General features: G+C 30.0%; 20 protein-coding genes and 1 tRNA gene. 2 read left to right on the plus strand and 19 right to left on the minus strand.

Annotated elements, in window-relative coordinates:
• Positions 1-14: 14 nt before the first annotated feature.
• From R3X25_RS10925 to rfbA, 18 genes are all read right to left on the minus strand, one after another.
• Positions 15-1,145, minus strand: a complete 1,131-nt coding sequence (locus tag R3X25_RS10925; protein ID WP_317674725.1) for a glycosyltransferase — start codon at positions 1,143-1,145, stop codon at positions 15-17.
• A gap of 71 nt (positions 1,146-1,216) precedes the next feature.
• A complete protein-coding gene (locus R3X25_RS10930; RefSeq protein WP_317674727.1) occupies positions 1,217-2,092 on the minus strand; it encodes a hypothetical protein in 876 nt (291 codons plus the stop codon).
• Positions 2,089-3,267: an O-antigen ligase family protein gene (locus tag R3X25_RS10935; protein WP_317674729.1), complete on the minus strand. Its 1,179-nt coding sequence runs from the start codon at positions 3,265-3,267 to the stop codon at positions 2,089-2,091. The genes R3X25_RS10930 and R3X25_RS10935 overlap by 4 nt, the downstream gene beginning before the upstream one ends.
• Positions 3,260-4,453: a glycosyltransferase gene (locus tag R3X25_RS10940; RefSeq protein ID WP_317674731.1), complete on the minus strand. Its 1,194-nt coding sequence runs from the start codon at positions 4,451-4,453 to the stop codon at positions 3,260-3,262. Before R3X25_RS10940 ends, R3X25_RS10935 begins: the two co-directional genes overlap by 8 nt.
• Positions 4,454-4,456: 3 nt before the next feature.
• Positions 4,457-5,569 carry a polysaccharide pyruvyl transferase family protein gene (locus tag R3X25_RS10945; RefSeq protein ID WP_317674733.1) on the minus strand — a complete coding sequence of 371 codons (1,113 nt, stop codon included), beginning with the start codon at positions 5,567-5,569 and terminating at the stop codon, positions 4,457-4,459.
• Between the two features lie 2 nt (positions 5,570-5,571).
• Complete coding sequence (locus R3X25_RS10950; protein WP_317674735.1) at positions 5,572-7,077, minus strand: oligosaccharide flippase family protein; 1,506 nt, start codon at positions 7,075-7,077, stop codon at positions 5,572-5,574.
• Positions 7,077-8,438, minus strand: coding sequence for a Coenzyme F420 hydrogenase/dehydrogenase, beta subunit C-terminal domain (locus R3X25_RS10955; RefSeq protein ID WP_317674737.1), 1,362 nt, complete (start codon positions 8,436-8,438; stop codon positions 7,077-7,079). Before R3X25_RS10955 ends, R3X25_RS10950 begins: the two co-directional genes overlap by 1 nt.
• A gap of 2 nt (positions 8,439-8,440) precedes the next feature.
• Positions 8,441-9,781, minus strand: coding sequence for a GDP-L-fucose synthase (locus R3X25_RS10960; protein WP_317674739.1), 1,341 nt, complete (start codon positions 9,779-9,781; stop codon positions 8,441-8,443).
• 393 nt (positions 9,782-10,174) lie between these two features.
• Positions 10,175-11,311 carry a GDP-mannose 4,6-dehydratase gene (gmd, locus tag R3X25_RS10965; RefSeq protein WP_317674741.1) on the minus strand — a complete coding sequence of 379 codons (1,137 nt, stop codon included), beginning with the start codon at positions 11,309-11,311 and terminating at the stop codon, positions 10,175-10,177.
• Positions 11,312-12,009: 698 nt separating this feature from the next.
• Entirely contained in the window at positions 12,010-13,029 is a 1,020-nt protein-coding gene (locus R3X25_RS10970; RefSeq protein ID WP_317674743.1) for a mannose-1-phosphate guanylyltransferase, read from the minus strand.
• A 163-nt stretch (positions 13,030-13,192) separates the two neighbouring features.
• Entirely contained in the window at positions 13,193-14,518 is a 1,326-nt protein-coding gene (locus R3X25_RS10975; RefSeq protein ID WP_317674745.1) for a UDP-glucose/GDP-mannose dehydrogenase family protein, read from the minus strand.
• A 186-nt stretch (positions 14,519-14,704) separates the two neighbouring features.
• Positions 14,705-15,127: an adenylyltransferase/cytidyltransferase family protein gene (locus R3X25_RS10980; protein ID WP_317674747.1), complete on the minus strand. Its 423-nt coding sequence runs from the start codon at positions 15,125-15,127 to the stop codon at positions 14,705-14,707.
• 95 nt (positions 15,128-15,222) lie between these two features.
• Positions 15,223-16,191, minus strand: a complete 969-nt coding sequence (locus tag R3X25_RS10985; protein ID WP_317674749.1) for a Gfo/Idh/MocA family oxidoreductase — start codon at positions 16,189-16,191, stop codon at positions 15,223-15,225.
• Between the two features lie 213 nt (positions 16,192-16,404).
• Positions 16,405-17,679, minus strand: coding sequence for a nucleotide sugar dehydrogenase (locus R3X25_RS10990; RefSeq protein WP_317674751.1), 1,275 nt, complete (start codon positions 17,677-17,679; stop codon positions 16,405-16,407).
• A gap of 2 nt (positions 17,680-17,681) precedes the next feature.
• The gene (gene rfbB, locus R3X25_RS10995; RefSeq protein WP_317674753.1) at positions 17,682-18,728 is read right to left on the minus strand and encodes a dTDP-glucose 4,6-dehydratase; all 1,047 of its coding nucleotides are present in this window, start codon (positions 18,726-18,728) and stop codon (positions 17,682-17,684) included.
• Between the two features lie 98 nt (positions 18,729-18,826).
• Entirely contained in the window at positions 18,827-19,705 is an 879-nt protein-coding gene (rfbD, locus tag R3X25_RS11000; RefSeq protein WP_317674754.1) for a dTDP-4-dehydrorhamnose reductase, read from the minus strand.
• A 10-nt stretch (positions 19,706-19,715) separates the two neighbouring features.
• On the minus strand, positions 19,716-20,267 hold the full coding sequence (gene rfbC, locus R3X25_RS11005) for a dTDP-4-dehydrorhamnose 3,5-epimerase (protein WP_317674755.1): 552 nt from the start codon (positions 20,265-20,267) through the stop codon (positions 19,716-19,718).
• Between the two features lies 1 nt (position 20,268).
• Positions 20,269-21,147 carry a glucose-1-phosphate thymidylyltransferase RfbA gene (gene rfbA / locus R3X25_RS11010; protein ID WP_317674757.1) on the minus strand — a complete coding sequence of 293 codons (879 nt, stop codon included), beginning with the start codon at positions 21,145-21,147 and terminating at the stop codon, positions 20,269-20,271.
• Positions 21,148-21,699: 552 nt separating this feature from the next.
• Between rfbA and R3X25_RS11015 the strand changes: the two genes are divergently transcribed.
• Together R3X25_RS11015 and ilvD are read left to right on the plus strand one after the other, a co-directional pair.
• Entirely contained in the window at positions 21,700-22,890 is a 1,191-nt protein-coding gene (locus R3X25_RS11015; RefSeq protein ID WP_317674759.1) for a DNA cytosine methyltransferase, read from the plus strand.
• A gap of 290 nt (positions 22,891-23,180) precedes the next feature.
• Entirely contained in the window at positions 23,181-24,872 is a 1,692-nt protein-coding gene (gene ilvD, locus R3X25_RS11020) for a dihydroxy-acid dehydratase (RefSeq protein ID WP_317674761.1), read from the plus strand.
• A gap of 68 nt (positions 24,873-24,940) precedes the next feature.
• On the opposite strand, the gene R3X25_RS11025 is transcribed toward ilvD, so the two are convergent.
• Positions 24,941-25,014: transfer RNA gene (locus tag R3X25_RS11025), tRNA-Asp, on the minus strand.
• Positions 25,015-25,078: the final 64 nt, after the last annotated feature.

The raw sequence follows: 25,078 nt of genomic DNA on the forward strand, positions 1-25,078 counted from the left end.
TTAAAAATTGTTAATTACTTTAATAAATCATCGACTAAATTATTAATAACATTGTTTTGATAATTTGGATTAAACTTATCATCTATAACTTCATAACATCTGTACTTTACATTTTCTCTATCCAAATTTTTCAATAACCAATTTTGCAAAGAATTTGTTAGACTTTCGAAATTATTATACTCAAATAATACCCCATTATAATTATTTATTATTGCTTCAAACTCGGGCATTTGATTATTTGGATCATTATGAGAAATTACTGGTGTCCCATAATTTAAAGCGTGAATTGCTGTTAATCCAACTTCACCAGGTGAAATACAACATGTACTTGAAGCTAGTAATTTATAAATCTCAAACTCATCATAGCAAGCTCCATAAAAGCATATATTCCGATAAACATTATGCTTTTTTGCGTATGCTATTAAAATCTCTTTTTCCTGCCCATCACCAACAAACAGAACATTGATGTAAATATTTCTCTTCTTCAGATAGCTTATCAGATCAATAACAACTTTTAGTTTCTTTTGTTTAGTTAATCTCCCTATAAATATTATTTGAGGGTTTTCTGATTTTTCAAAAAGATTAGCTTTAAAAACATTAAGCTCTTCTCTTGTTAATTTTTCCCTATATATTTTTTGCTTTTCGTAATCCAATGAATTATAAATTACTCTTAAATAATTTTTATTAAACCCTAAATCTGTCATATTCTTCTTTGCATAACTACCATACAATAAAAAACCATCAAAAAGGTGATAAAACATCTTATAAAAAGTTGATTTCAGATTCTTCTTATTTTCAAGAATACCATGAGTCCAATTAATTACAGGCTTACCTTTTATTTTAATCAAAAAAACAGAGAGTAAAATTGTAACCCAATATGGGCTAGAATGAAAAATATATGCATCGTATTTATTATTCAAAAGATGAGATAGCATGTTTTTATGAAATATTAAACTTCCTATTTTAAACGCTTTAGCATTAAAAAATCTAGGATTATCCTTAAAATCATATTCTTTTATAGATGTTTTCATCATTTTATCATCTCCCATAAAATAATACTCATATTTTTTTGACTTTAAAAGTCTTTCAATAATCCCCTTTCTGTAATGTGGAAATCCTGGGTAAATAATTAATACTTTTTTCATTCTTTAACCTCTATTGTTCTAACCTAAATAAGCCAATTATATATAAGACAAAATTATATATCAGACAGGTTTTACTCATTTTTTAAATATTTATTTAGGTATAATTTAATTAAATAATTTTGATCCAAACGTAAGCTTGTATCCTTTTTACTATTTGGCATTTTAGCACCTTTTTTAAAATAGTTTTCAGGTAAATCCCAATATACTATACCTCGCACAGAATTACCTTTATACTGATAATTTTTAACAAATTCAATATAATGCTGCATAGCCTCTAAATCGATTAATTCGTTTCGATGTTTTTTGTTACTTGGGTGAACCATATACCACATAAATGGAATTACAACTTTATCTAACCTTTGAGCATAGCTAAACGCAGTATTCAAATTTCGCTCTAAATAATTATTAGTATTCGTCCAGTTTCCATCTATATCTGGATAGAATATATATAACGAAGGAAAAATAATATCTGTTAATTTTAATATTGGATCTAACTTTCGATTTTCATTCCATTTAAACTGACTTTTATAATACGTTCTAAATGGTAGACCATAGATACCAACTTGAAAATTAGGTCGTATATTTTTTATAAGTTTTATTAATTTTTTAAAATCTGAAACAGCTTTTCTATATTTTTTCCCACAATTATTATCGCGAAGATTTTTAAATATTTGATTTTCTAGATTAATACACAAAACTCCTCCTTCATTTTTGTTTGGAAAAGTTTTAATTAGATATCTTTCCACTTTTTCTAGATTAATTATTCCTTCATTTTTAGGATCAATAAAGTGTTGAATAAGTATATTGTAACTTTTAAAGTTTTTATTCGTTTCCAAATATTTATTTGTTTCTTCATTATAAATATTTTTCTTATAATAAATACTAAACGTATTTTGTGAAAATACATTTAATGATGTTAGTAAAAATAGTACATATATAAATCTCATTGTCTAATATTTTTTGAATATGAAAAAAGTAATCCCATTGGAAAAAATAACAAAACGGAAAAGTAAATAGCCGCTGTAAAGGAATGCTGAACAAAACCTTGTATTAAAACTATAAAAACCCAAATATAATTGTGATCTAGATTTGATAATTTAAATGCTCGTTTAAAGGAAGGAATTAAAACCATTAACAACAAAATGAATCCAACAACACCTGTAGCCATTAGCGTTTCTAATATAAAGTTATGTGGATAAACACCAATTTCAATTCTTCCCCCAAAAATTGGATGTGCTAAAAATTCGTACCATGCTTCAGACCATAATTCTTGCCTAGCACTGATTCTATAACCTTGTGTAGTTTTTAATGTCCGTTCAAAAACAGAACTTCCAGTTTCTAAAGCCCCCCAAATTAATAAAGGAATACTTATTATTGTAATAAAAATAAATCTACTTTTTTTCTTTATGTTTCCAAAATAAAATAAAACAGGTACACTTAAAATTAATGCAATCACCGATCCTCTAGATGCTCCCAAAAAAAACATAATTGCAGCCAATATTATTGTCGAATATATATACAGTCGATATTTTTGTGATGTAGGCTTTTTATATAACAATACATATAAACATAAAACAATAGTAAGCGAACCAGCATAAGATAAAGCCAAAGGATTTAATGTTTGTGGTTCAAAATCTGCATATTTCGCTAAATTTATTCGCCCAACACCATTACTTAAAATTTTTCGATACAAAATTAATGTAACTAATCCCATTACAAATCCAGAAAATATTAATGAATTTAAAATAGTTTTACTATATTTTTTAAAATCAATGAGCATAAACATTATAAAAGGGAGAATAGAAAAATTTAACGCATAAAATATATATTCATACCAATTTCTAGACAAAGGCACATTTACATTCTGATTCAGTAATACTTTAAGTACATAAAAAAGCCAAAAACTACAGAATACAATTAATATCCATTTTTTGTAATAATCTAATTTTACTTTAGAAACAATTCTTAATATAACATAAAGCATTAAAAATGTTGTTACCATTCTTAAAGGTATTGTAACCCATCGAGAAGAATTAGTCATACCTAAAGCAAAAACAATTGCTAAAAAAGCATAATACCCAGAATAAATAAAAAATGTAACTAAATATATTATCCTATTCATAATTTTTTAGTCCTTTAAATAAGTGAATCCAACTTTCTCCAATAGTGTTTATAGAAAATATACCTGCTTTTTCAATAGCACTTTTTGAGACTTTATTTCTTAAAGATTCATTATTCATTAATTTGTTTAAACTATCTGCATATTGTTCAATACTAAATGGTTTTATTAAAAAACCATTTGTATTGTCATCTATTATGTCCGTAACAGATAAATAGCTCTTAAAAGCAAAAGGAATTACTCCATATTGCATAGCTTCAACTAAAACTATTCCAAAACCTTCAAATGATGATGTCATACAGAATAACGAAGCATCAATATAGTATTGTTTAGGGTTTTTAAAACCTTCAAATTTAATTCTTTCCAGTTTCAATATTTTAGCTTCATTTTTTAATTTTGGTAATTCAGGGCCATCACCAACTATAATTAATGACCAGTCTGGATTATTTTTAAAAACTTTTCTCCAAATTAAAAGTAATAAATCAACTCTTTTTTGAGATGTTCCAACTCTTCCAACATAAAGTAGCTGTTTCTTTTTTAGAACTAAATCAACTTTTTCTTTTTTAAACGAAGTTGGGTTTGATATGGCGATTATATTATCCTTACTTAAATTTTCAACAAAAAAATCTAATTCACTTTTAAAATTATCGGATAATAAAACAACTGAATCACTAATCTCGCATAATTTTTTATAATGTTTTTTATACTTATTTTTATAAAGATATAGAATTCCTTTTTTTATAATACTAAAATCTGTAATTGGTAATATCCACCCTAAATTATACTTTTTGGCTCTTGAAGCATAAGCACTACTAAAATTAGTGATAGACGATAACAATGAGTTATGTATACACGAAACTAATTTAACATTACAATCCTTTGCTGTATAAGCTAGTGAAGACAACACAGGATCCATACCATTTTGATTAATTAGGATATCAATTTTATTATCGGCTAAAAACACTTTAAAATAAGAAAAATTCTCCTTTGCAAGCACATCAGTATTGTTTGGAAAAAAAAATTGTCGCTTTTTATTAATTTCCCGTTCGTCATCATTTTCATTTTTCCCTGTTAAATATAAAACTTTATGTCCTTTAGATTCAAAATAATCAGCCAAGACATTGGTTACTCTTTGTATCCCACCTCTGGTTGGTATGATTGCTCCTCTATATATAAATAAAATATTCATTCCTTAACCAAGTATACTCGTTTCTAAAAAAGATTTTGATTTAATCTTTTCTATTTTTAAAATTTTATTAACTTTTTCATAATCTATTTTCTCAAAAACTGTATCCATATCAACACCTTGAGATGGTAAAACCAATCTATTTAATAAACCAACACTTTTCAAAAATGAAGTAAATCTAGTTAACCCTCTTTTTTCATTTCCAATAACAATAAATTGCTTCCCAAAAATAACAGAAAACATAGTGCCGTGAAATGAATCCGTAACTATAAAATCAGCATCTCTAAAACCCCTTAACCAATTAGACACAGAAGGGTATCTATAATTGTAAAAATCTAACGCTTTATTTTTAATCAACAATGCGGGATCTTTTTTATAATTAATTGATTGTATTTTTAAATTTAACTTTTTTGCAATGTCGTTTATAATTATTTCATTTTTCTTATTGTAATCTAATACATAGGTAATTAAAGTATTTTCTAAAGGTTTTAAGTTTTTATCGATAGTTTTTAAATATTCTTTTTTGTTAATTAAAAAAACGGGATCTAATACATGTGAAGCTTCTACTTTAAATACATCATGGCAAATATTCACTCCTGTATCTTCCCTAACAGAAATTGCATTAAAATCTTTTAATAGTTTAGAAATTTTAAGTATTTTTTCATCTGACCCATCAACTGTATCTTTACCAAATGAAGCAGCATAAGCAATTTTTTTAACCTTTTTATCACTTATAAAGTCAAGAAAGTAATTATTCTTAACACCTCCTACATTTTCAACTCTCCAAACTTGATCACTACCTACAATAAATGCATCAAAATCCTCTTTGTTTAGTTGTTGCATTTTTTCTTGAGAATCTATACTAAATGTTTTAGGGTTAATCCATTTATCACAAAACTTTTTTACTTTTCCTCTAATAATTTCATGGTAGATAAATTTCTGAACATAAAAACCTATTGTTTTTTTAGACCTATCCCATTGCCTATCCACTAAATAAGCATTGTAACCTTCATTTTTTAAATAGGTAAGTAATGCAAAAGCTTGTAAAACACCTCCGTAATTTCCCTTTAATGGTAATGTAAGAATCCCTATTTTTAATTTAGTTTTTAATTTACTCATATTTACTTTGATATTTTTAATAAGGTTTTAATCAATTGTTTTTCATAATTATTCATTCCAAAAAACCACATAGATAGAATAAAGAAACATCCATAAATTAATATTTGAACAAAATATAATATTGTTGAATTAGGAACAGAAACAAAATAATTAAAGCTATAATATAATATTACAACTCCTAGAACTGGCAAAGCCATTTTAATTATTTGAGTCCAAAATTCAATTATATTTAATTTTATTACTTTATGATAATAGATATTCATTATTAATCCATTACCTAATAATAAGCTTCCCCCAGTTACCATTGCACAACCTAAACCTCCATATTGTTTAGCTAAAGGAATAGAAAGTATAATATTTACTATAGCTATTAGCACATATACAATAGATCTAAATTTTTGTTGATTTTTAGCTTGTAAAATGGTAATTCCTAAATTTTGAATCAATGGTATTGAAATAGGAATTAAAATAAACAAAGCCATTAAATATGCTTCAGAATAATCTTTTCCTGCCCATAAAATAACAAATTTTTGACCAAAAAGAATAAAGCCTGATAATATAAACGAAAGGATAAGAAATTGAATACGGCCAACTTTTATAAAAATATTTGTAAGCTCTTGATTAGATACTTTAGCTGTAACCATTTGAGTAACCCTAGGTAGCAATACACTTACAATAGATGAAGAAAAAGACAAATACAAACTTCTTATAGTAATAGCAACGGCATAAACTGCAACCATAACGGTACCTGCTATTGCTCCTAAAATAAATTGACCGGTACTCCAATATATTTGATCAACAATAACACCTAAAAATATGTAGAATGAATAACCCAACACCTCCTTAAATAATTTTTTATCAAAAAATCCAAATGTTGGATTTATTTTGATTTTAGTTTTACAATAATAAAAATTTGTACCTAAAACTATTATGTTAAGAACCGTCATAACCACAACTAATGCTATTGATTTATATCCATAAAACAATAATGGAATCATTATTAAAGGGTTTGTGATTATTCTGAAAAGGTTAACTAGTTTAGAAAAAATAAAACGCTCATGTGAAATAATTATCGATCCATAAATACTAAATGGAAATGTTATCGCAAGATTAAAAGTTAAGAGCGCCATTAAAATCTTTATTTTTTCTAATTCCTCTGTATTCATACTATTACTAAAAATAGTACCTGCATTTAAATATAATATAGTTCCACATAAAGCAACAATAATGCCTAAAACGGCATATATTGCAATAAACATACCGTGTAAATTATTTTGAGTTTCTTCATCTCCTAAAGCTCTATATTTTGCAGTAAAACGAATAATAGAATTTCCAAAGCCCAAATCCATTATTGTCAAATACCCAATAGTTGCAGCAGCCAAAGAATACAAACCAAATTCTGATTGCCCTAAAGATCTAATTAAGAAAGGAGTATATGCTAATTTTATAATATTATTTAAAAATATTAACACATACGAAAGTATTGCTCCAGTTTTAACCTGATTCATTATTTACGTAATTTTAAATATAAAATTTTTAATCTCCCTGGTGCATATAAAATATATTTATAAAAAAATACTAAAGGAAACATTAAAAACTTAAAATAAAAAAAAGAATTTTTTCTTAAGGATTTTTCAAAGAAAATATGACTATACTTCGATAATTTAGACCTAGTTAAATAGATAATTTTATATCTAAAAGAGACTTTTTTATTGTTTTCATGAACTCTTTTTATTGGATACCATTCATTTTTTTTATTTTTTAGCCTTACTTTTAAACCCTCTCTTCTATGTCTTAAACCTGCAGATTGTGTTTTAATTATCTGTTCTGGATTTGCATTATCAATATGAATTTCATTTGCTTCAATTCCTTTCTTTATAATTTCAACAGCTAACTTATTTCTTGTAATTACCATATTAGTTCCGTTCGGATCTTTATTATATGGAGCTATCCAAGCATCACCAAAAGCTATATCTGCAGTTTCAGCTACTACATCATCACAATAATCACATGCATTATATTTAAACATCCCCAATCCCCAATCTGTACCATAAAAATTTTTCACCGATTGATTAATCTCTTTTTTTTCACTATTCAAATTAAAAGAAATTTTAGTGTTATAAGAACCTGCAAGTCCTTTTCCTGTTTTATGTCTAAAATCAATATTAGTCATTTCCCCTTTAGGCACACCTTTTTGAAACGCCAACATTTTAGAATAATTTGCACTCTTAAAATGCCCACAAACAAGTCCTACATAAAAAACAATACGATTTTTAATTATATCATTTTGTTCTGCTAATAATCTAACAGATTTTACAAAACAAGGAACACCTACTAAAACATATTTCTTCTCCCCTTTATTTAAAACTTCATTTATAACTTCACTTAATTCACCAGGATAATATTTTGTTTTTGCAGCATCTAAAACCTCTTCTTTAGTATGGGATATATCATATTTAAATAAAGTCTTACTATTAATATCTCTATTTTCTTTTAAATGAATTACACCATCAATAATTTTATTCTCTAATAATTTTAAGATAAACCATGTTGTTAATCCTCCTGAAGCTCCATATTTTCTATTTATTTTTGAATACCCAAAATATAAACCATTATAAGATCCCAAAAACTCATTTTTAAGATTATCATCAAAAATTCTTTGTGAAATTTGATCCTCATTTAAAGAATTATTTGAAAATGGACAAACTAAATTTGCTGCATTTTCTAACTCTCTATTTGACTCTCCTTCAAGAACTGCTTGATACTGACCATACTTATTAAAATCAACATTATAATTAGATACTGCTGAACAAACTCCACAGCCTATACAATAGTTATTTTTTACAACCGTGTTTAATAAAGTATTCATTTTTAAGAGTTATTATTTTTTAAATACCAATGATACATTTTCTCAATTCCTTCGTCCAACTCAATGGTATGCTTCCAACCTAACCCGTGTAATTTTGAAGGATTGGTTAATTTTTTCATGGTTCCGTCTGGCTTGTCTGTGTTAAAATAGAGGTTACCTTTAAAACCAACTTTATTTTTAATGGTTTCTGCGAGTTCACGGATGCTGATTTCTTTTCCGGTTCCTATGTTAATGTGGGTATTGCGGATTTCGGTTGATTGGGCATTTGACTTCACTTGATGAGACCCTGAAACAAGTTCAGGGTGACGGGCTTTTTCAGCAGCAGATTGCTTTGCGTCGCTCGCAATGACGTTAGTTCTACTTTCTGATTCTTCGACAAGTTCAGAATGACGTGTTGATTCTTGGTGAGACCCTTCGACAAGCTCAGGGTGACAAATAGTGTCTTTGAAATCTCTATTTTCCATGATAAATACACAAGCATCTGCCATGTCTTCGCTCCATAAGAATTCTCGCATTGGTTTTCCTGTTCCCCAGATTTCTACTTGGACTTGAGGGTTTAATCGGGCAGATTCTGAATCATTTGAGTTCTCTTGATGAGACCCTGAAACAAGTTCAGGGTGACGGTTGTGATTGGCTTTACGAGTAATTCCATATTTGGCTAATTTTTCCAAAATTACTGCTTCAGTGGCTGAACCATCAATGCCTTCAATAGGTAATGTATTTAAATCTGCTCGCAACCTATCCCAATCTCCAGATTCTAGCGCTTTCCCTAAATGCATTTTACGAATTAACGCAGGTAACACATGTGATTTTTCCAAGTCAAAATTATCATTAGGCCCGTATAAATTAGTGGGCATTACCGAAATAAAATTAGTACCGTATTGAATGTTGTAACTTTCACATAATTTAATCCCTGCTATTTTAGCTATGGCATAAGGCTCATTGGTGTATTCTAATGTATCCGTTAACAAACAATCTTCAGGCATAGGTTGTGGCGCATTTTTTGGATAAATACACGTACTCCCTAAAAATAATAATTTCTGAACTCCATGCACATAACTTTGGTGTACAATGTTGTTTTGAATCATTAAATTATCGTAAATAAATTCACCTCGGTACGTGTTGTTAGCAACAATTCCACCTACTTTAGCCGCTGCCAAAAATACATATGCTGGTTTTTCTTCTTGAAAAAAGTTTGCTACGGCTACGGTATCACGTAAATCCATTTCATCCAAGGTTCTAAACACAAAATTAGTATAACCTTTGGCTTTTAGGTTTTTATGTATGGCAGAGCCTACTAATCCTAAATGACCTGCGATGTAAATTTTATCTGTTTTGTTCATTTTTAACTACTACTATTGTTTTATTTTGTTCCATCATACTTCGACAAGCTCTGTATGACAGTTGTTCTTTGTTTCCGGCAGATTACTTCGTTGTTTTCACGCCTCGCAATGACGGGTTCTTCTTTTTCTTTTTTAAACACATTTCGACATGCTCAATGTGACAATTTTAATTTTATCATCATTTCCAACTTGATTGGAAATCTGTTCATTCTTTTCAGCAGATTCCGTGTCACATTTCGACTACGCTCAATGACCAAGTGCGGAATGACGGATTATTATTTTCGACAGATTGCTTCGTTGTTTTCACGCCTCGCAATGACGGGTTCTTCTTTTTCTTATTTAAACACATTTCGACATGCTCAATGTGACAATTTTAATTTTCTGGTTAAAAGATTACTCCGCCTGCTTTAAAATTTCATGACCTGCTTTTAACAAATCAACATCTTTTTTCATCAGCTGAACATCGCTTTTCATCATATCCTGTACCAAATCTTTTAAATCATATTCAGGAATCCAACCCAATTCTTCTTTTGCTTTTGTAGGATCTCCAATTAATAAATCTACCTCTGTAGGACGGAAATACGAAGGATCTACTGACAATACTTCTTTTCCTATTTCTAATTGAAACTCTTTAGTGTTGCATGCAACTACATACGCTTTCTCTTCTACTCCTTCACCTTTAAATTCTAATTCTATACCAACTTCTTGGAAAGCCATACGTACAAAATCACGCACCGTTGTAGTCACTCCTGTTGCAATTACCCAATCGTCTGGTTTATCTGCTTGTAGAATCATCCACATCATACGTACATAATCTTTAGCATGTCCCCAATCACGTTTTGCTTCTAAATTTCCTAAATAAAACTTTTCTTGCAATCCTAAGGCTATTTTAGCCACTGCTCGTGTAATTTTACGTGTTACAAAAGTTTCTCCTCTTCTAGGCGATTCATGGTTGAATAAAATACCATTACACGCAAACATATTGTATGCTTCACGGTAATTTTTAGTAATCCAAAATCCATATATTTTTGCTACACCATAAGGTGACCTTGGGTAAAATGGAGAAGATTCATCATAAAAACCTCTTTCATTTTTATTTTCTGACATTCCACCATACAATTCTGAAGTGGAAGCTTGATAAATTCTTGTTTTATTCTCTAATCCTAAAATACGTACCGCTTCTAATATTCTTAAAGTACCTAAACCATCAACATTCCCTACATATTCAGGAGTGTCAAATGAAACAGCAACATGAGACATAGCGCCTAAATTATAAATCTCATCTGGTTGAGCTTCTTGAATAATACGTGTTAAGTTCATGGAGTCGGTTAAATCTCCATAATGCAATTTTAACCGTAGATTTGGATCATGAGGATCTTGATATAAATGATCGATACGATCTGTATTAAACAAAGAGGATCTTCTTTTAATACCATGCACTATATACCCTTTATCCAATAATAGTTCTGCTAAATAAGACCCATCTTGTCCTGTGATACCTGTAATTAACGCTACTTTTTGTTTTTTCATTTTATGCTTTTTACATATGCACTTTACTTACCTTTTTAATATGCTTTAAAGCTGTATAAAAGTGCAATAATAATTTATTTTTTTAAGTTTAGTTTCCTGTTTTACAGAAAATTTAGCTTTTTATTTTTTTGCTGAAATTCATCAACATATTTATAATTTACTCTGATAGACTTTGAAATACAGTCTAAAAGATTGCTTCATTGTTCCACGCCTCGCAATGACGGGTTGTTATTTTTCTTCATCATGCTGAACTTGGTTCAGTATCTGTTACTTTTATTCTAAAAACTTCTAGTCTAACTAAAAGTGATCATCTTTCTTTTTATCCGGCAGACTCTGAATCAAGTTCAGAGTGACGGTTGTTTTTTTTCAGACAGATTGCTTCGTTTACATTTCGACTACGCTCAATGACCGAGCTCGGAATGACGGAATATCTTTTCCGATAGATTGCTTCGTTGTTCCACGCCTCGCAATGACGGGTTGTTATTTTTCTTCATCATGCTGAACTTGGTTCAGTATCTGTTACTTTTATTCTGAAAACTTCTAGTCTAACTAAAAGTGATCATCTTTCTTTTTATCCGGCAGACTCTGAATCAAGTTCAGAGTGACGGTTATTTTTTTTCAGACAGATTGCTTCGTTTACATTTCGACTCCGCTCAATGACCACTCGCAATGACGGTTCACTTCTCACTTCTCACTTACTATGTCAATTCCTTATTCGACTCTTTTACCTTATTGTAAATTCCCTTTACTAAATCACTTTCATTTTTAGGTAACACTAAAATAGCATCTTCGGTATCTACAACTATTACATTTGCTACTTCTGCACCTACTACTTTTTTCTTACCAAACACATAACTACTTCCTTTTTCACTAGATATTTTATTCAAATTATCTACTGTATTTCCTTCATCAAAATAATTTACAATCGCATCGAACGAACCTAAATCTGTCCAATAGAATTTAGACGCAATTGTTTTAATTAGGTCACTTTTTTCTAACACGGCATAATCAATACTATCGGCGGGTATCTGTTGCATCGCTTCTAAATTAATTTTTCCATTTTGAATGGTTTTATAGGCGTCTACACTTTTTTGATACATTTCTGGATTGTATTTTTTAAGCTCTTCTAACAATACAGATGCTTTAAAACAAAACATTCCAGAGTTCCAATAGAAATTTCCTGCTTCTAAAAATAACTTGGCATCTTTCAACGATGGTTTTTCTCTAAATTTCAACACTTCTTCCCCATTAAACTCAATATACCCATACCCTGTATGTGGCTCTGTTGGTTGAATTCCGAATGTAACAATTTGATTGTTTTGTGCAAGTTCTGAAGCTCTATCTATACATTTTTTATACACACTAGGATCTGCAATCATATGATCTGAAGGTGTTACAAATAAAATATCATCTGGATGAACAGCAAGCGCTGCTAATGCAATAGCCGGAGCTGTATTTCTTCCACATGGTTCAATAATTTTATGTGCTATTGAAATCCCCAATTCAATGGCTTGGTTTGCAGCCATCTCATATTGTACCTCATTTGTTATTAACATAAATTCATCCGCTACTTTTTGATTGCGTTCTAATGTATGTTGAAATAAACTTTTAGAATCAAAAATTTGTAAAAATTGTTTTGGATTGCTTGTTCTTGATAAAGGCCATAATCGAGTTCCTGAACCTCCACTTAATATTACGTTGATTACTTTTTGTTTCATTTTATGTTATTTCTGTTCTTTTATTTAATCACATTTCGACATGCTCAATGTGACAATTTTTATTTTTATCGTCATTACGAATGAAACGTAGTGTAATGAAGTAATCTCACCTTGTTGAATAGATTGCTTTGTTGTTCCACGCCTCGCAATGACGGTTGTTCAATTAATTCTTACCTATCTGATAATATTCAAATCCTTTTTCTTCTAATTTAAAAATATTGTATTGATTTCTACCATCAAATATAATAGGTGTTTTTAATTGTGATTTTAATTCTTCAAAATCTGGAGAACGGAACTCTTTCCATTCTGTTAATAGAATCAATGCATCTGTATTTTCAATAGCGTTGTATTTTGAATTTACATAATCAATACCTTCAACGCCTTTTAAATAAAACTCTTTGGCTTCCTCTACTGCTTTTGGATCGTAAGCCTTTATTTTTGCTCCTCGTTTTATCAATTCTTTCACCACATATATGGCTGGTGCCTCTCGCATATCATCAGTTCCTGGCTTAAATGCCAATCCCCAAAGCCCAAAAGTGAATCCTGTTAAATCTTCTCCAAAACGCTTTATAATTTTTTGAGCAATTACAAACTTTTGCGCATCATTCACATCTTCCACAGCAGAAATTACTTTTGCCTTATAACCATGTTCTTCAGCAATCTTTTTTAAAGCTTTTACATCTTTTGGAAAACAAGAACCTCCATAACCACAACCAGGATAAATAAAACTATATCCAATTCTATTATCAGAACCTATACCAATTCGAACTTGATTCGCATCTGCTCCAACTCGCTCACAAATATTAGCGATTTCATTCATAAACGAAATTTTTGTAGCTAACATAGCATTGGCTGCATACTTTGTCATTTCAGCTGATCGAATATCCATACCTATAAAACGATCATGATTCATACAAAAAGGGTTGTACAGCTGCTTCATAGTTTCCATAGCATACTCACTTTCTGCTCCAATTACCACTCGGTCAGGTTTCATAAAATCGTTAATGGCTGCTCCTTCCTTTAAAAATTCTGGATTTGAAACCACATCAAATTCTAATTCTGAATTTCGTTTATCCAATTCAGCTTGAATAGTTGCTTTTACCTTATCTGCTGTTCCAATTGGAACTGTTGATTTATCTACTACTACCAATCTTTTTTGCATGGTTTCACCAATTTCTTTAGCGACACTCAACACATATTGTAAATCTGCTGAACCATCTTCACCCATAGGAGTTCCAACAGCAATAAAAACAATTACTGCGTCTGCTATTGCTTCGCTTAATTTTGTAGTGAATTTTAAGTTTCCTCGTTCTACATTTTTCAAAACCATAGTTTCTAAACCTGGCTCATAGATTGGGATTATTCCATTTTTTAATTTTTCAACTTTTTCTGCAACATTGTCTACACAAGTTACTTTGTTACCCATTTCAGCAAAACATGTTCCTGATACTAATCCTACATATCCTGAACCTACAACTACTATTTTCATATATACTTTTTAATTTTTTACGTCATGCTGAATTTATTTCAGCATCTGTTTGTTTAAATCTAAAATTCCAATCTAGCTGAAAGAAATCATCTTTATTTCAATCGAGTAGACTCTGAAACAAGTTCAGAGTGACGTTTATCTACTTTTTATTATTTAAATACATTTCGACACACTCAAAGTGACAGTTTATTTTTTATTAGTTTCTTTTTGATGTACTTCTTTACGTAATCCACTACTTGAAAAACGATGGTCTCTTCCGTTGTAATACAACTCTATTCCTTTTTCTTTACAATATTTTTTCCCCGTAAAATCTTTCTTTTCGTATTCATCTCCAACAATACGCACATCTATTTTAAACGATCGCAATACATCTTCTAAATCTTGCTCTGTTGCATATGGAACAACTTCATCTACATACTTACAGCCCTTTAATTGTATATATCTTTCAACCACAGATTGAACTGGATGATTTTTTTCTGGTCTGTCTAAAGTTGGGTCTGTTTGTAGTCCACAAATTAAATAGTCGCATTGAGATTTTGCCTCTTCAAGCATTTTAATATGGCCTGCATGTAATAAATCGAATGTACTAAAGGTGATGCCTATTTTCATAATATTGTAATTTTTATTCTTTTTAAATAAGAGTAAAAACTGTAATAGCTTCAAAACTAATAAAAACAGTTTTTACAATATTGCAAATCTATTACTTATAATTTAAATGGGTGATTTGTTAATGGTTTTTTTACGAAAGGGTGAAAATCCCCTTTCGCTCCAATAGGTTCAGAATGACGTACTTGATGTACAATTTCAATGGCTTGCCTTGGAGCTTCTAGACCATATCCATTTCCTTTTAAAATCTCTTCATAGGAAACTGTGTGTAAATCTGTAAATCCACCACTAAATTCTAACTCTTCACCTTCAATAGTGATAGAGCGATAGGTGCGCTGCCCTTTTGCTTTGATAGCTTCTGGTAAAACATTGTAATTTATAGATAAAAACCATCGAACTCTCGCTTTTTTAAACTCTAAATAACCCGCTGAACGATCGTGCGTGTTAACATGGATTGTATTTTGTTTTAGGTCTCCGAATATCCATGAAAGCATATCAAAAAAATGAACTCCAATATTGGTAGCTATACCTCCTGATTTAGACTCGTCTCCTTTCCATGATGTATAATACCAATGACCTCTAGATGTTAAATACGTTAAATCTATATCGTAAATTTTATCTTTTGGTCCATTATCAATCTTCTGTTTAAGAGCGATAATACTTGGGTGCACACGCAATTGTAAAATATTGTAGATTCTTTTACCTGTTTCTTTTTCAATTTTTGAAAGCGCATCTATATTCCACGGGTTTAGCACCAATGGTTTTTCACAAATAGCATCTGCTCCTTGTCTTAACGCAAAACGAATATGCGCATCATGTAGGTAGTTTGGTGAACAAATACTTACATAATCTAGATTTATATTTTGATCGTATTTTAGTTTTGAGATATGACGATCAAAACGTTCGTATTCTGTAAAAAAATCAGCATTTGGAAAATAACTATCTATAATTCCTACACTGTCGTTTTTATCTAAAGCAGCCAATAAATTATTATTGGTTTCTTTAATAGCTTTCATGTGTCTTGGCGCTATATAACCACTTGCTCCTATTAATGCAAAATTTTTCATAATTTTCTATAACATTGACTAAAACAAAAACTCTATATTTTAATATTCTAGTTCTTAATCTTTTATATTTTTTTATCGTAATACTAAATTTGATTCAGCATCTGCGCGACAAAATTAATCCTTTTAATGAGACTCTGAAACAAGTTCAGAGTGACGCATATTTTTAAATTTTCCTAAACACATCACTTTTCACTCATTTCACTTCACTCCAATCTATAATTTCCCTTGAACTTCACAATCTAAAAATCCTTTTACATCGTAAATAACACCATTCTTTTTAAGGTGTTTTTTTAAATCAATTTTTAAAAACTCATTATGTGAAACTGCTAACACAATTCCGTCAAATTTTTCTTGTGGCATATTTCGATTTGTTCTTAGATTGTACTCTTCAAACACTTCGTCTGTATTTGCCCAAGGATCAAAAATAGTGACTTGGGTTCCAAATTCAGTTAAGTTACGAATAACATCTACAACTCTTGTATTTCTAACGTCTGGACAATTTTCTTTAAAAGTAATTCCTAAAACTAGTACTCTTGCTCCTTTTATATGTATATTGCTTTTTGCGAATAACTTTACCACTTCAGAAGCAACATAATTACCCATACTATCATTCATTCGCCTTCCTGCTAAAATAATTTCGGGATGATACCCTACTTCTTGTGCTTTTTGAGCCAAATAATAAGGGTCTACACCTATGCAATGCCCTCCAACTAATCCTGGTTTAAATGGTAAGAAATTCCATTTTGTACCTGCCGCCTGTAACACTGCTTTAGTATCGATACCTAAAATATTAAATATTTTTGCTAATTCATTTACAAATGCAATATTTATATCTCTTTGAGAATTTTCGATAACCTTTGCTGCTTCCGCCACTTTAATAGTTGGTGCTAAATGTGTACCAGCCTCGATAACTGATGTATACAATGCATCTACTTTTTTACCTGTTTCAATAGTTGAACCAGCAGTTACCTTTAATATTTTTTCTACGGTATGTTTTTTATCTCCAGGATTAATTCGCTCTGGTGAATATCCAACATAATAGTCTTTATTAAACTCTAACCCTGATTCTTTTTCTAAAATAGGAACACAAATTTCTTCAGTAGCTCCTGGAAACACTGTAGATTCATAGATAACTATATCGCCTTTTTTTAATACACTTGCAACGGCTTCACTTGCCTTTATTAATGGTGTTAAATCTGGTTTATTGTTTACATCAACAGGTGTTGGTACAGTTACAATATAGTAATTGCAATTTTCTAAATCAGTTAGTTTTGAAGTACAAAACAATCCAATAGTATCACTATTTTTAACTAGAACTTTTTTTAAAACAGCTGGTTCAACTTCTAAAGTTGCATCTACTCCTTTTTTTAATTCTGAAATACGCTCTGTATTAATATCAAATCCTACTACTTTGTATTTTGTTGCAAATAATCTAGCTAGTGGCAAGCCAACATAGCCAAGACCTATAATTCCTATTTTAATACTCATTTTTACAATTCACTTTTGTACTTTTCCACATACCAATCTACTGTTTTTTGAATACCAGATTCAAAATTTTCTTGCGGATTCCAGCCTAAATCATTTTTTATTTTTGAAGCATCAATGGCATATCTAAAATCGTGCCCTGCTCTATCTTCAACATATTCTATTTGATCTTTATACGATCCATTATTTTTTGGAACTTTTTCATCTAAAAGTTCACAAATTTTGTTTGCAATATAATTATTATCTCGCTCATTATCACCTCCTATATTATAAACTTCTCCATTTACACCTTTGTGATAAGCTATATCTATTCCAGTACAATGATCGTTTACATATAACCAATCTCTAACATTACTTCCATTTCCATAAATAGGGATTTTTTCTCCTTTTAATGCTTTTCTTATAACGGTTGGAATCAATTTTTCGTTGTGCTGATATGGGCCATAATTATTAGAACAATTAGTTATAATAATATTTAAACCAAAAGTATGGTGATAACTTCTCACCAACATGTCGCTACTTGCTTTTGAAGCACTGTAAGGTGAATTTGGAGCGTATGGTGTTTTTTCTGTAAACAAGCCTTTTTTTCCTAAAGTTCCGTAAACTTCATCTGTAGAAACATGTAAAAATCTAGGGAATTCGCCTTTTTTATTTGGATCACTATAGACTTCTTTATACACATGAGGTGCATCCATCCAATATTTATAAGCTACATCTAACAAGGTAAAGGTTCCTTTAATATTGGTGTCAATAAAAATTTCTGGACCTGTAATTGAATTATCTACATGAGATTCTGCAGCCAAATGGATAACTCCATTAATTCTATAAAACTGAAAAATACGTTCTACTAAACTTCTATCGCAAATGCTTCCTTCAACAAAAGTGAAATTTACTTCATTTTTTATAGCATCTACGTTATAACTATTTCCAGCGTAGGTTAATAAATCTAAACACACAAACTTATTATTTGGGTATTTTTTCACCATATACTGCAACAGATTAGAGCCTATAAACCCTGCTCCTCCAGTAACTAAAATTGATTTATGTTCCATACTTATTTTTTTTATTGAATAACTTTGTTTTCTTGACTTACAAAAATATAATTGATAAAACTCTTAAAATATATTTTCTACAATGTTTTATTTTAAGCTTACAAGCTTAAGATAGAACTTTCTAAATTCTCAATGCATTTTTTTAATGAACTTTTCCACTCTGGGATTTCAACATGATACTTCTCCTCGATTTTTAATGTATCTAACAAACTAAATTTTGGACGCTTTGCTTCGGTTGGATAAAAATCTGAACTTACTGGTTTTACTTCACATTGTAAATTGAAATTTTTAACAATTTCGGTTGCAAAATCAAACCAACTACAACTTCCTTTATTTGTATAATGTAACAATTCAACATTAGAATTATTTATTTGAGGTATAATATCTAGTATAGTTTTAGCCAAATCTTTAGCATATGTTGGAGAACCTATTTGATCATTTACAACTGAAATTGATTCTTTTTCTGAAGCTAAATTTGAAATAGTTTTTACAAAATTAGACCCATACTCACCATACAACCATGATGTTCTAATAATTATGGTGTTTTTTGGGTTGATTTCTAATAAAATTTGCTCTCCTTTTAATTTGGTAATACCATAAACATTTTGAGGATTAGTTATATCTTCTTCATTATAAGGAATTTGAGATTCCCCATCAAAAACATAATCAGTAGAAATGTGAATAAGTCCACAATTATTTTGTTTTGCTATTTCAGCCAAATTCTGAACAGCTTTAAAATTTAATCTATTTGCATTTTTCGTATTGAATTCTGCCTTTTCTACGTTTGTATAAGCTGCGCAATTTACAATTACAGCTATGTTATTCATTCTAACAAATGCTCTCAACATTTCTTTATCAGAAATATCCAAAACCGCCTTATTTGTAAAATAAAAGTTGAATTTTGAATATTCTGTTTGGTAAAATTGAATAGATTTACCTAGCATTCCATCTGCACCTGTTACTAAAACATTTATCATATATATTTTTTTAATCGAATATTTCAGCCTTATTAAAGGTTGGCTGATTTTTATCTTTTTCTGAAATTATTAAGTCTTCTGTTGGCAATTTCCAATCAATCCCCAAAACCTCATCATCAAACTTAATTCCTCTATCTAATGCTGCTGCATAATAATTATCTACTTTATACGAGAAAATAGTGTCCTCATCTAAAACCACATATCCATGCGCAAATCCTTTTGGTACAAACAACTGAAATTTATTATGTTCACTTAATTCTAAAGCTACATGTTTTCCATAGGTGGGTGAATTTTTTCGAATATCAACCGCAATATCCAACACTTTTCCTTTAATAACTCTTACCAATTTACTTTGAGACATTGGAGATAATTGATAATGTAAACCTCTTAAAACTCCCTTGGATGATTTTGCTTCATTATCTTGACAAAAAGAAATTTTAGCACCAATAAAGTTTTCCAATGCTTCTTTTTTAAACGATTCAAAAAAATAACCTCTATCATCTGTGTAAATTTTAGGTTTACACAAAACTACGTCAGGTATGTTTGTTCTAATAAATTCCAAATTAGTTTGAGTTTGCTATACGGAATAAGTAATCTCCGTATTCGTTATTTTTATACGTTTCTGCTAATTTTAATAATTGATTTTTAGATATATACCCTTTTTCAAACGCTATTTCTTCAATACAAGCCACTTTTAAACCTTGCCGTTTTTCTATAGTTTGTATAAAATTTGAAGCTTCTAACAACGAATCTTGTGTACCTGTATCTAACCAAGCATATCCTCTTCCCATTAAATCCATTTTCAAGTCTCCTTTTTCTAAATACTGTTGATTAACTGTTGTAATTTCTAGCTCACCTCTAGTACTTGGTTTTATATTTTTTGCTATTTCAACAACCGAATTAGGATAAAAGTACAAACCAACAACTGCATAATTACTTTTTGGTTTTACAGGTTTTTCTTCGATACTTATTACATTTTTACTTTTGTCAAATTCTGCAACACCATACCGTTGAGGGTCTTGAACAAAATAACCAAAAACAGAAGCTTTCTTTTCATTTTTTAACATTGAAACAGCTCTAAGTAATTTTTGTTCAAAACCAGCTCCATAAAAAATATTATCTCCTAAAATTAGACAAACATCTTGGTCACCTATAAAATCTTCCCCAATAATAAATGCTTGTGCCAAGCCATCTGGAGATGGCTGCTCTTTATAAGAAAAATGCATTCCAACTTCTGAACCATTTCCTAATAATTTTTTAAAATTAGGAAGGTCGTCTGGAGTAGAAATAATTAACACTTCTGTAATTCCAGCTAGCATTAATACAGATAACGGATAATATATCATAGGTTTATCATATACAGCCAGTAACTGTTTTGAGGTACCTTTTGTAATTGGATATAGTCTTGTTCCTGAACCACCCGCTAGTATAATTCCTTTCATGTTTATAAACTAAAAAAGCTAAAATAAAGTTATTAAATATACATCTATGCGAAAATAACCATTTAAAGTTAAAAAATACACATATTTAGAAGTATAATCTACCGTAAAACTATTTTGTACCATTAGAAACCTAACTAGAATAATAACTTAAAAAACTAATAAATGGCGTGTTTTTATAAATAAATGGCTGTATTTTTTGGTTTTTAAAATATTTTTATATAATTTTATACTTGTAAAAAACTAATAATCAAAACTATAAAGCAACCCCAAATTTTGAAAATGATGAATGCAATATCTTATGAAGAGTTTAATACTCACAATCATGTTGAGAAATTTGCTCTTAAAAATTACAAAACGTACGTATCACACTACAAGGAAAGAAAATTAACCCCTATGTCTTTTCAAGAGTTTTTAAAGAATTACATATCATAGTTTCAATTTACGCAATTTTAATAACAGCATTCTAAAATTAGAATGCTGTTTGCTTTTATACCATTTTAAAAAACAGTCTATATAAGTTCTATTTTTGTAAATAAAATTTACATTTACAAAATGAATAACGAATCCTCAATTTTTTCAAAAAAAGAAAAATTTAAAAAAATTTCAGAACTAAAAAACAAGCACTCACTTAATATAATAGATTTATTTTCCGGCTGCGGAGGCATGTCTTTAGGTTTTAAATGGGCTGGATTTAATTCTATTATAGCTACAGATATTGACGAAAATGCAAAAGAGACTTATAATCATAATTTTCCGAAAACGCCTTTTATAAATAAAGACCTACGTGAATTAACAAAAAATGAGTTTGATAAAATTATCGATTCCCAAAAAGTAGACGTAGTTGTTGGAGGTCCTCCATGTCAAGGTTTTAGTTTAGCAAACAAACGAAGAAACAAAATAAAAGATGACCCAAGAAATGAGCTGTTTTACGATTTTGTAAAAGTTGTAGACTGGTACAAACCTAAAGCATTTGTAATGGAAAATGTCAAAGGTTTACTTTCTATGAAAAATGGAGAAGTTATAAAAGTAATTCTACAAAGTTTTGAAGATATTGGATATACTGCAAATTACAAAGTTTTAAAAGCTTCTAATTATGGCGTTCCACAAGACCGAGAACGTGTTTTTATTATTGGCTATAAAAAAAACCTAAATATACCTGTCGAATTTCCAAAAATAAAAATATCAGAACCATTTACTATTGATGAAGCAATATCAGATTTACCGATTATAAATTCTGGAGAAGGAGAAGAAAGTGTAAAGTATTCTTTTAAAGCAAAAAACAGCTATCAAGAGTTTATGCGCTTAAATTCAAAAAAAGTTTTGAATCATGTTGCAATGAGGCATACTCCCAGAGTTGTAGAACGCTTTAAAGCTATTACAACTGGTAAAAAATTAATTGATGTTTGGGATACACATGGAGCTGTTTCAAGAGGAAATCCAAATCAAAAGTCAAAAATTAAGTTTTCACAAAATAATTTTAGAGTTTTCCCCCACAAACCTGCACCAACAATAGCCGCTTCTTTTCAAAGTAACTTCATTCATCCATATTTACATAGAAATTTTACCGCTAGAGAAGGCGCAAGACTCCAATCGTTTCCAGATAATTTCGAATTTAAAGGTATGCGAACAAAAATGAGTTGGGAAAAAGGCTTAAGTCAATACCAACAAATTGGAAACGCTGTACCTCCATTGCTAGCAAAAGCAATTGCAGAAGAAATATATACTAAAATAAACCCTCTTTAAGTAAAAATTGATACGCTCTAAAATAATACACCGATTTTAATCTGAATTCCGATTGCTTTAAAACAAATTTGATACATTCAAATTCTAAACCTCAATTTTAAATAGCCTGTATAAAAAATTGTTTTTTTTAATATATCGGAACGGTTTCAAACTAAAAATAATATATTTACACATTCTAAAAACAAAGGTTATAAAACCAATATTTTTAATACTAAAACCAATTTTAGGTTAGTTATTTAGTAGTAAAAAACAAGGATTACAATAAATTATAAAATACAAATTTAGGCATTATGAGAAGTGATGAAGTAAAAAAAGGACATCAAAGAACCCCACATAGATCATTATTCAGAGCAACGGGACTAGTTGATGAAGATTTTGAAAAACCATTTATAGGAGTTGCAAATTCCTATATTGAAATTATTCCTGGCCACTTTTTTTTAGATAGAGTTTCAAGAGTTATCAAAGATGAAATTAAAAAAAATGGCTGCGTTCCTTTTGAATTTAATACAATAGGTGTAGATGATGGGATTGCAATGGGACACGATGGTATGCTTTTCTCGCTACCTTCAAGAGAAATAATTGCAAACTCTATTGAAACAGTAATGAATGCACATAAGTTAGATGCTATGATTGCGATTCCAAACTGTGATAAAATAGTTCCTGGTATGATTATGGGAGCTTTAAGAGTAGATGTTCCAACTATATTTGTAAGTGGTGGACCTATGAAAAAAGGGCATACTAAAGATGGTGTACCAATTGATCTTGCCACAGCATTTGAAGCCGTAGGAAAATTTGAAGCTGGTGAAATGACCAATGAAGAATTAAACGATATTGAATGTAACGCATGTCCGAGTGGAGGAAGTTGTTCAGGAATGTTTACTGCAAACTCTATGAACACACTTATGGAAGCTATGGGTATTGCACTACCTGGAAACGGAACTATTCTTGCACTTACAAAAGAACGTGAAGAACTTTATAGAAAAGCAGCAAGAAGGATTTGTGAAATAGCAAAAAGCGAAGCACAAACAGAAAAATTTAAACTTAAAAACATATTAAACGAAAATGCTGTAAGAAATGCATTTGCTGTAGATATGGCTATGGGAGGAAGTTCCAATACCGTTTTACACATGTTGGCTATTGCCAAAGAAGCAAAAGTTAATTTTCAGCTTGAAGATATTAATCACATTTCTAAAAAAGTATCTCACATTGCAAAAATTTCACCAAGCTTATCAACTGTTCATATGGAAGATATTAACCGAGCTGGTGGTGTAAACGCTGTAATGAAAGAAATGACTAAAAGAGGAGACAACATTCTAAATGACAACCTAACAATTACAGGAGAAACAGTTTTAGAAAAGATAAAAGATGCTTCGATAAAAGATACTAGCATTATCCACACTATAGACAACCCATACTCTGAAGTAGGAGGTCTTGCTATATTATACGGGAATCTTGCAGAACAAGGAGCCGTTATTAAAACAGCAGGTATAACAGGTGCAAGAGCTTTAACAGGAACTGCAGTTTGTTTTGATGGTCAGCAACAAGCTATTGATGGTATTTTAGGTGGTAAAGTAAAAGCAGGTAATGTTGTTGTTATAAGATATGAAGGACCTAAAGGAGGACCTGGAATGCAAGAAATGTTAGCTCCTACATCCTTAATTATGGGAATGGGATTGGGTGATAAAGTAGCATTAATTACCGACGGTAGATTTAGTGGAGCAACTAGAGGTGCAAGTATAGGACACGTAAGTCCTGAAGCTGCTGAAGGTGGTATGATTGGATTACTAAAAGATGGAGATGAAATACATATTGATGTTGACAAATACATTCTAGCTGTTAATTTAACAGAAGAAGAAATTGCAAAAAGAAGATCAGGATTCACACCAATAAAAAAGGAGCTAAAATCTAGCTGGCTAAAACAATACAGAGCATTAGTAACCAATGCTAGTAGTGGAGCAATTTTAAAAACAGATTTGTTTTAAAATTCCATCCAAAAACCTTATAAAAATATTTATAAACAAAAAAAGCATCTCAAATGAGATGCTTTTTGCGGTCTGGACGGGACTCGAACCCGCGACCCCCTGCGTGACAGGCAGGTATTCTAACCAGCTGAACTACCAGACCGTTGCTTTTAGCGATTGCAAATATACACAATTTAACTAATAATACTAAAATAAAAATAAATTTA

Source organism: Lutibacter sp. TH_r2 (assembly GCF_033101135.1).
Classification (GTDB): domain Bacteria; phylum Bacteroidota; class Bacteroidia; order Flavobacteriales; family Flavobacteriaceae; genus Lutibacter.

Excerpts from the sequence above, each read along its gene's own strand:
- R3X25_RS10950 (WP_317674735.1), bottom strand. The coding sequence starts at position 7,077 with ATGAATCAGGTTAAAACTGGAGCAATACTTTCGTATGTGTTAATATTT.
- R3X25_RS10930 (WP_317674727.1), bottom strand. The coding sequence starts at position 2,092 with ATGAGATTTATATATGTACTATTTTTACTAACATCATTAAATGTATTT.
- rfbB (WP_317674753.1), bottom strand. The coding sequence starts at position 18,728 with ATGGAACATAAATCAATTTTAGTTACTGGAGGAGCAGGGTTTATAGGC.
- R3X25_RS10975 (WP_317674745.1), bottom strand. The coding sequence starts at position 14,518 with ATGAAAATAGTAGTTGTAGGTTCAGGATATGTAGGATTAGTATCAGGA.
- rfbA (WP_317674757.1), bottom strand. The coding sequence starts at position 21,147 with ATGAAAGGAATTATACTAGCGGGTGGTTCAGGAACAAGACTATATCCA.
- R3X25_RS10940 (WP_317674731.1), bottom strand. The coding sequence starts at position 4,453 with ATGAATATTTTATTTATATATAGAGGAGCAATCATACCAACCAGAGGT.
- R3X25_RS10960 (WP_317674739.1), bottom strand. The coding sequence starts at position 9,781 with ATGAACAAAACAGATAAAATTTACATCGCAGGTCATTTAGGATTAGTA.
- R3X25_RS10935 (WP_317674729.1), bottom strand. The coding sequence starts at position 3,267 with ATGAATAGGATAATATATTTAGTTACATTTTTTATTTATTCTGGGTAT.
- R3X25_RS10990 (WP_317674751.1), bottom strand. The coding sequence starts at position 17,679 with ATGAGTATTAAAATAGGAATTATAGGTCTTGGCTATGTTGGCTTGCCA.
- R3X25_RS10970 (WP_317674743.1), bottom strand. The coding sequence starts at position 13,029 with ATGAAACAAAAAGTAATCAACGTAATATTAAGTGGAGGTTCAGGAACT.
- R3X25_RS10925 (WP_317674725.1), bottom strand. The coding sequence starts at position 1,145 with ATGAAAAAAGTATTAATTATTTACCCAGGATTTCCACATTACAGAAAG.
- R3X25_RS10980 (WP_317674747.1), bottom strand. The coding sequence starts at position 15,127 with ATGAAAATAGGCATCACCTTTAGTACATTCGATTTATTACATGCAGGC.
- R3X25_RS10945 (WP_317674733.1), bottom strand. The coding sequence starts at position 5,569 with ATGAGTAAATTAAAAACTAAATTAAAAATAGGGATTCTTACATTACCA.
- rfbD (WP_317674754.1), bottom strand. The coding sequence starts at position 19,705 with ATGATAAATGTTTTAGTAACAGGTGCAGATGGAATGCTAGGTAAATCT.
- R3X25_RS10955 (WP_317674737.1), bottom strand. The coding sequence starts at position 8,438 with ATGAATACTTTATTAAACACGGTTGTAAAAAATAACTATTGTATAGGC.
- R3X25_RS10985 (WP_317674749.1), bottom strand. The coding sequence starts at position 16,191 with ATGAAAAATTTTGCATTAATAGGAGCAAGTGGTTATATAGCGCCAAGA.
- R3X25_RS11015 (WP_317674759.1), top strand. The coding sequence starts at position 21,700 with ATGAATAACGAATCCTCAATTTTTTCAAAAAAAGAAAAATTTAAAAAA.
- gmd (WP_317674741.1), bottom strand. The coding sequence starts at position 11,311 with ATGAAAAAACAAAAAGTAGCGTTAATTACAGGTATCACAGGACAAGAT.
- ilvD (WP_317674761.1), top strand. The coding sequence starts at position 23,181 with ATGAGAAGTGATGAAGTAAAAAAAGGACATCAAAGAACCCCACATAGA.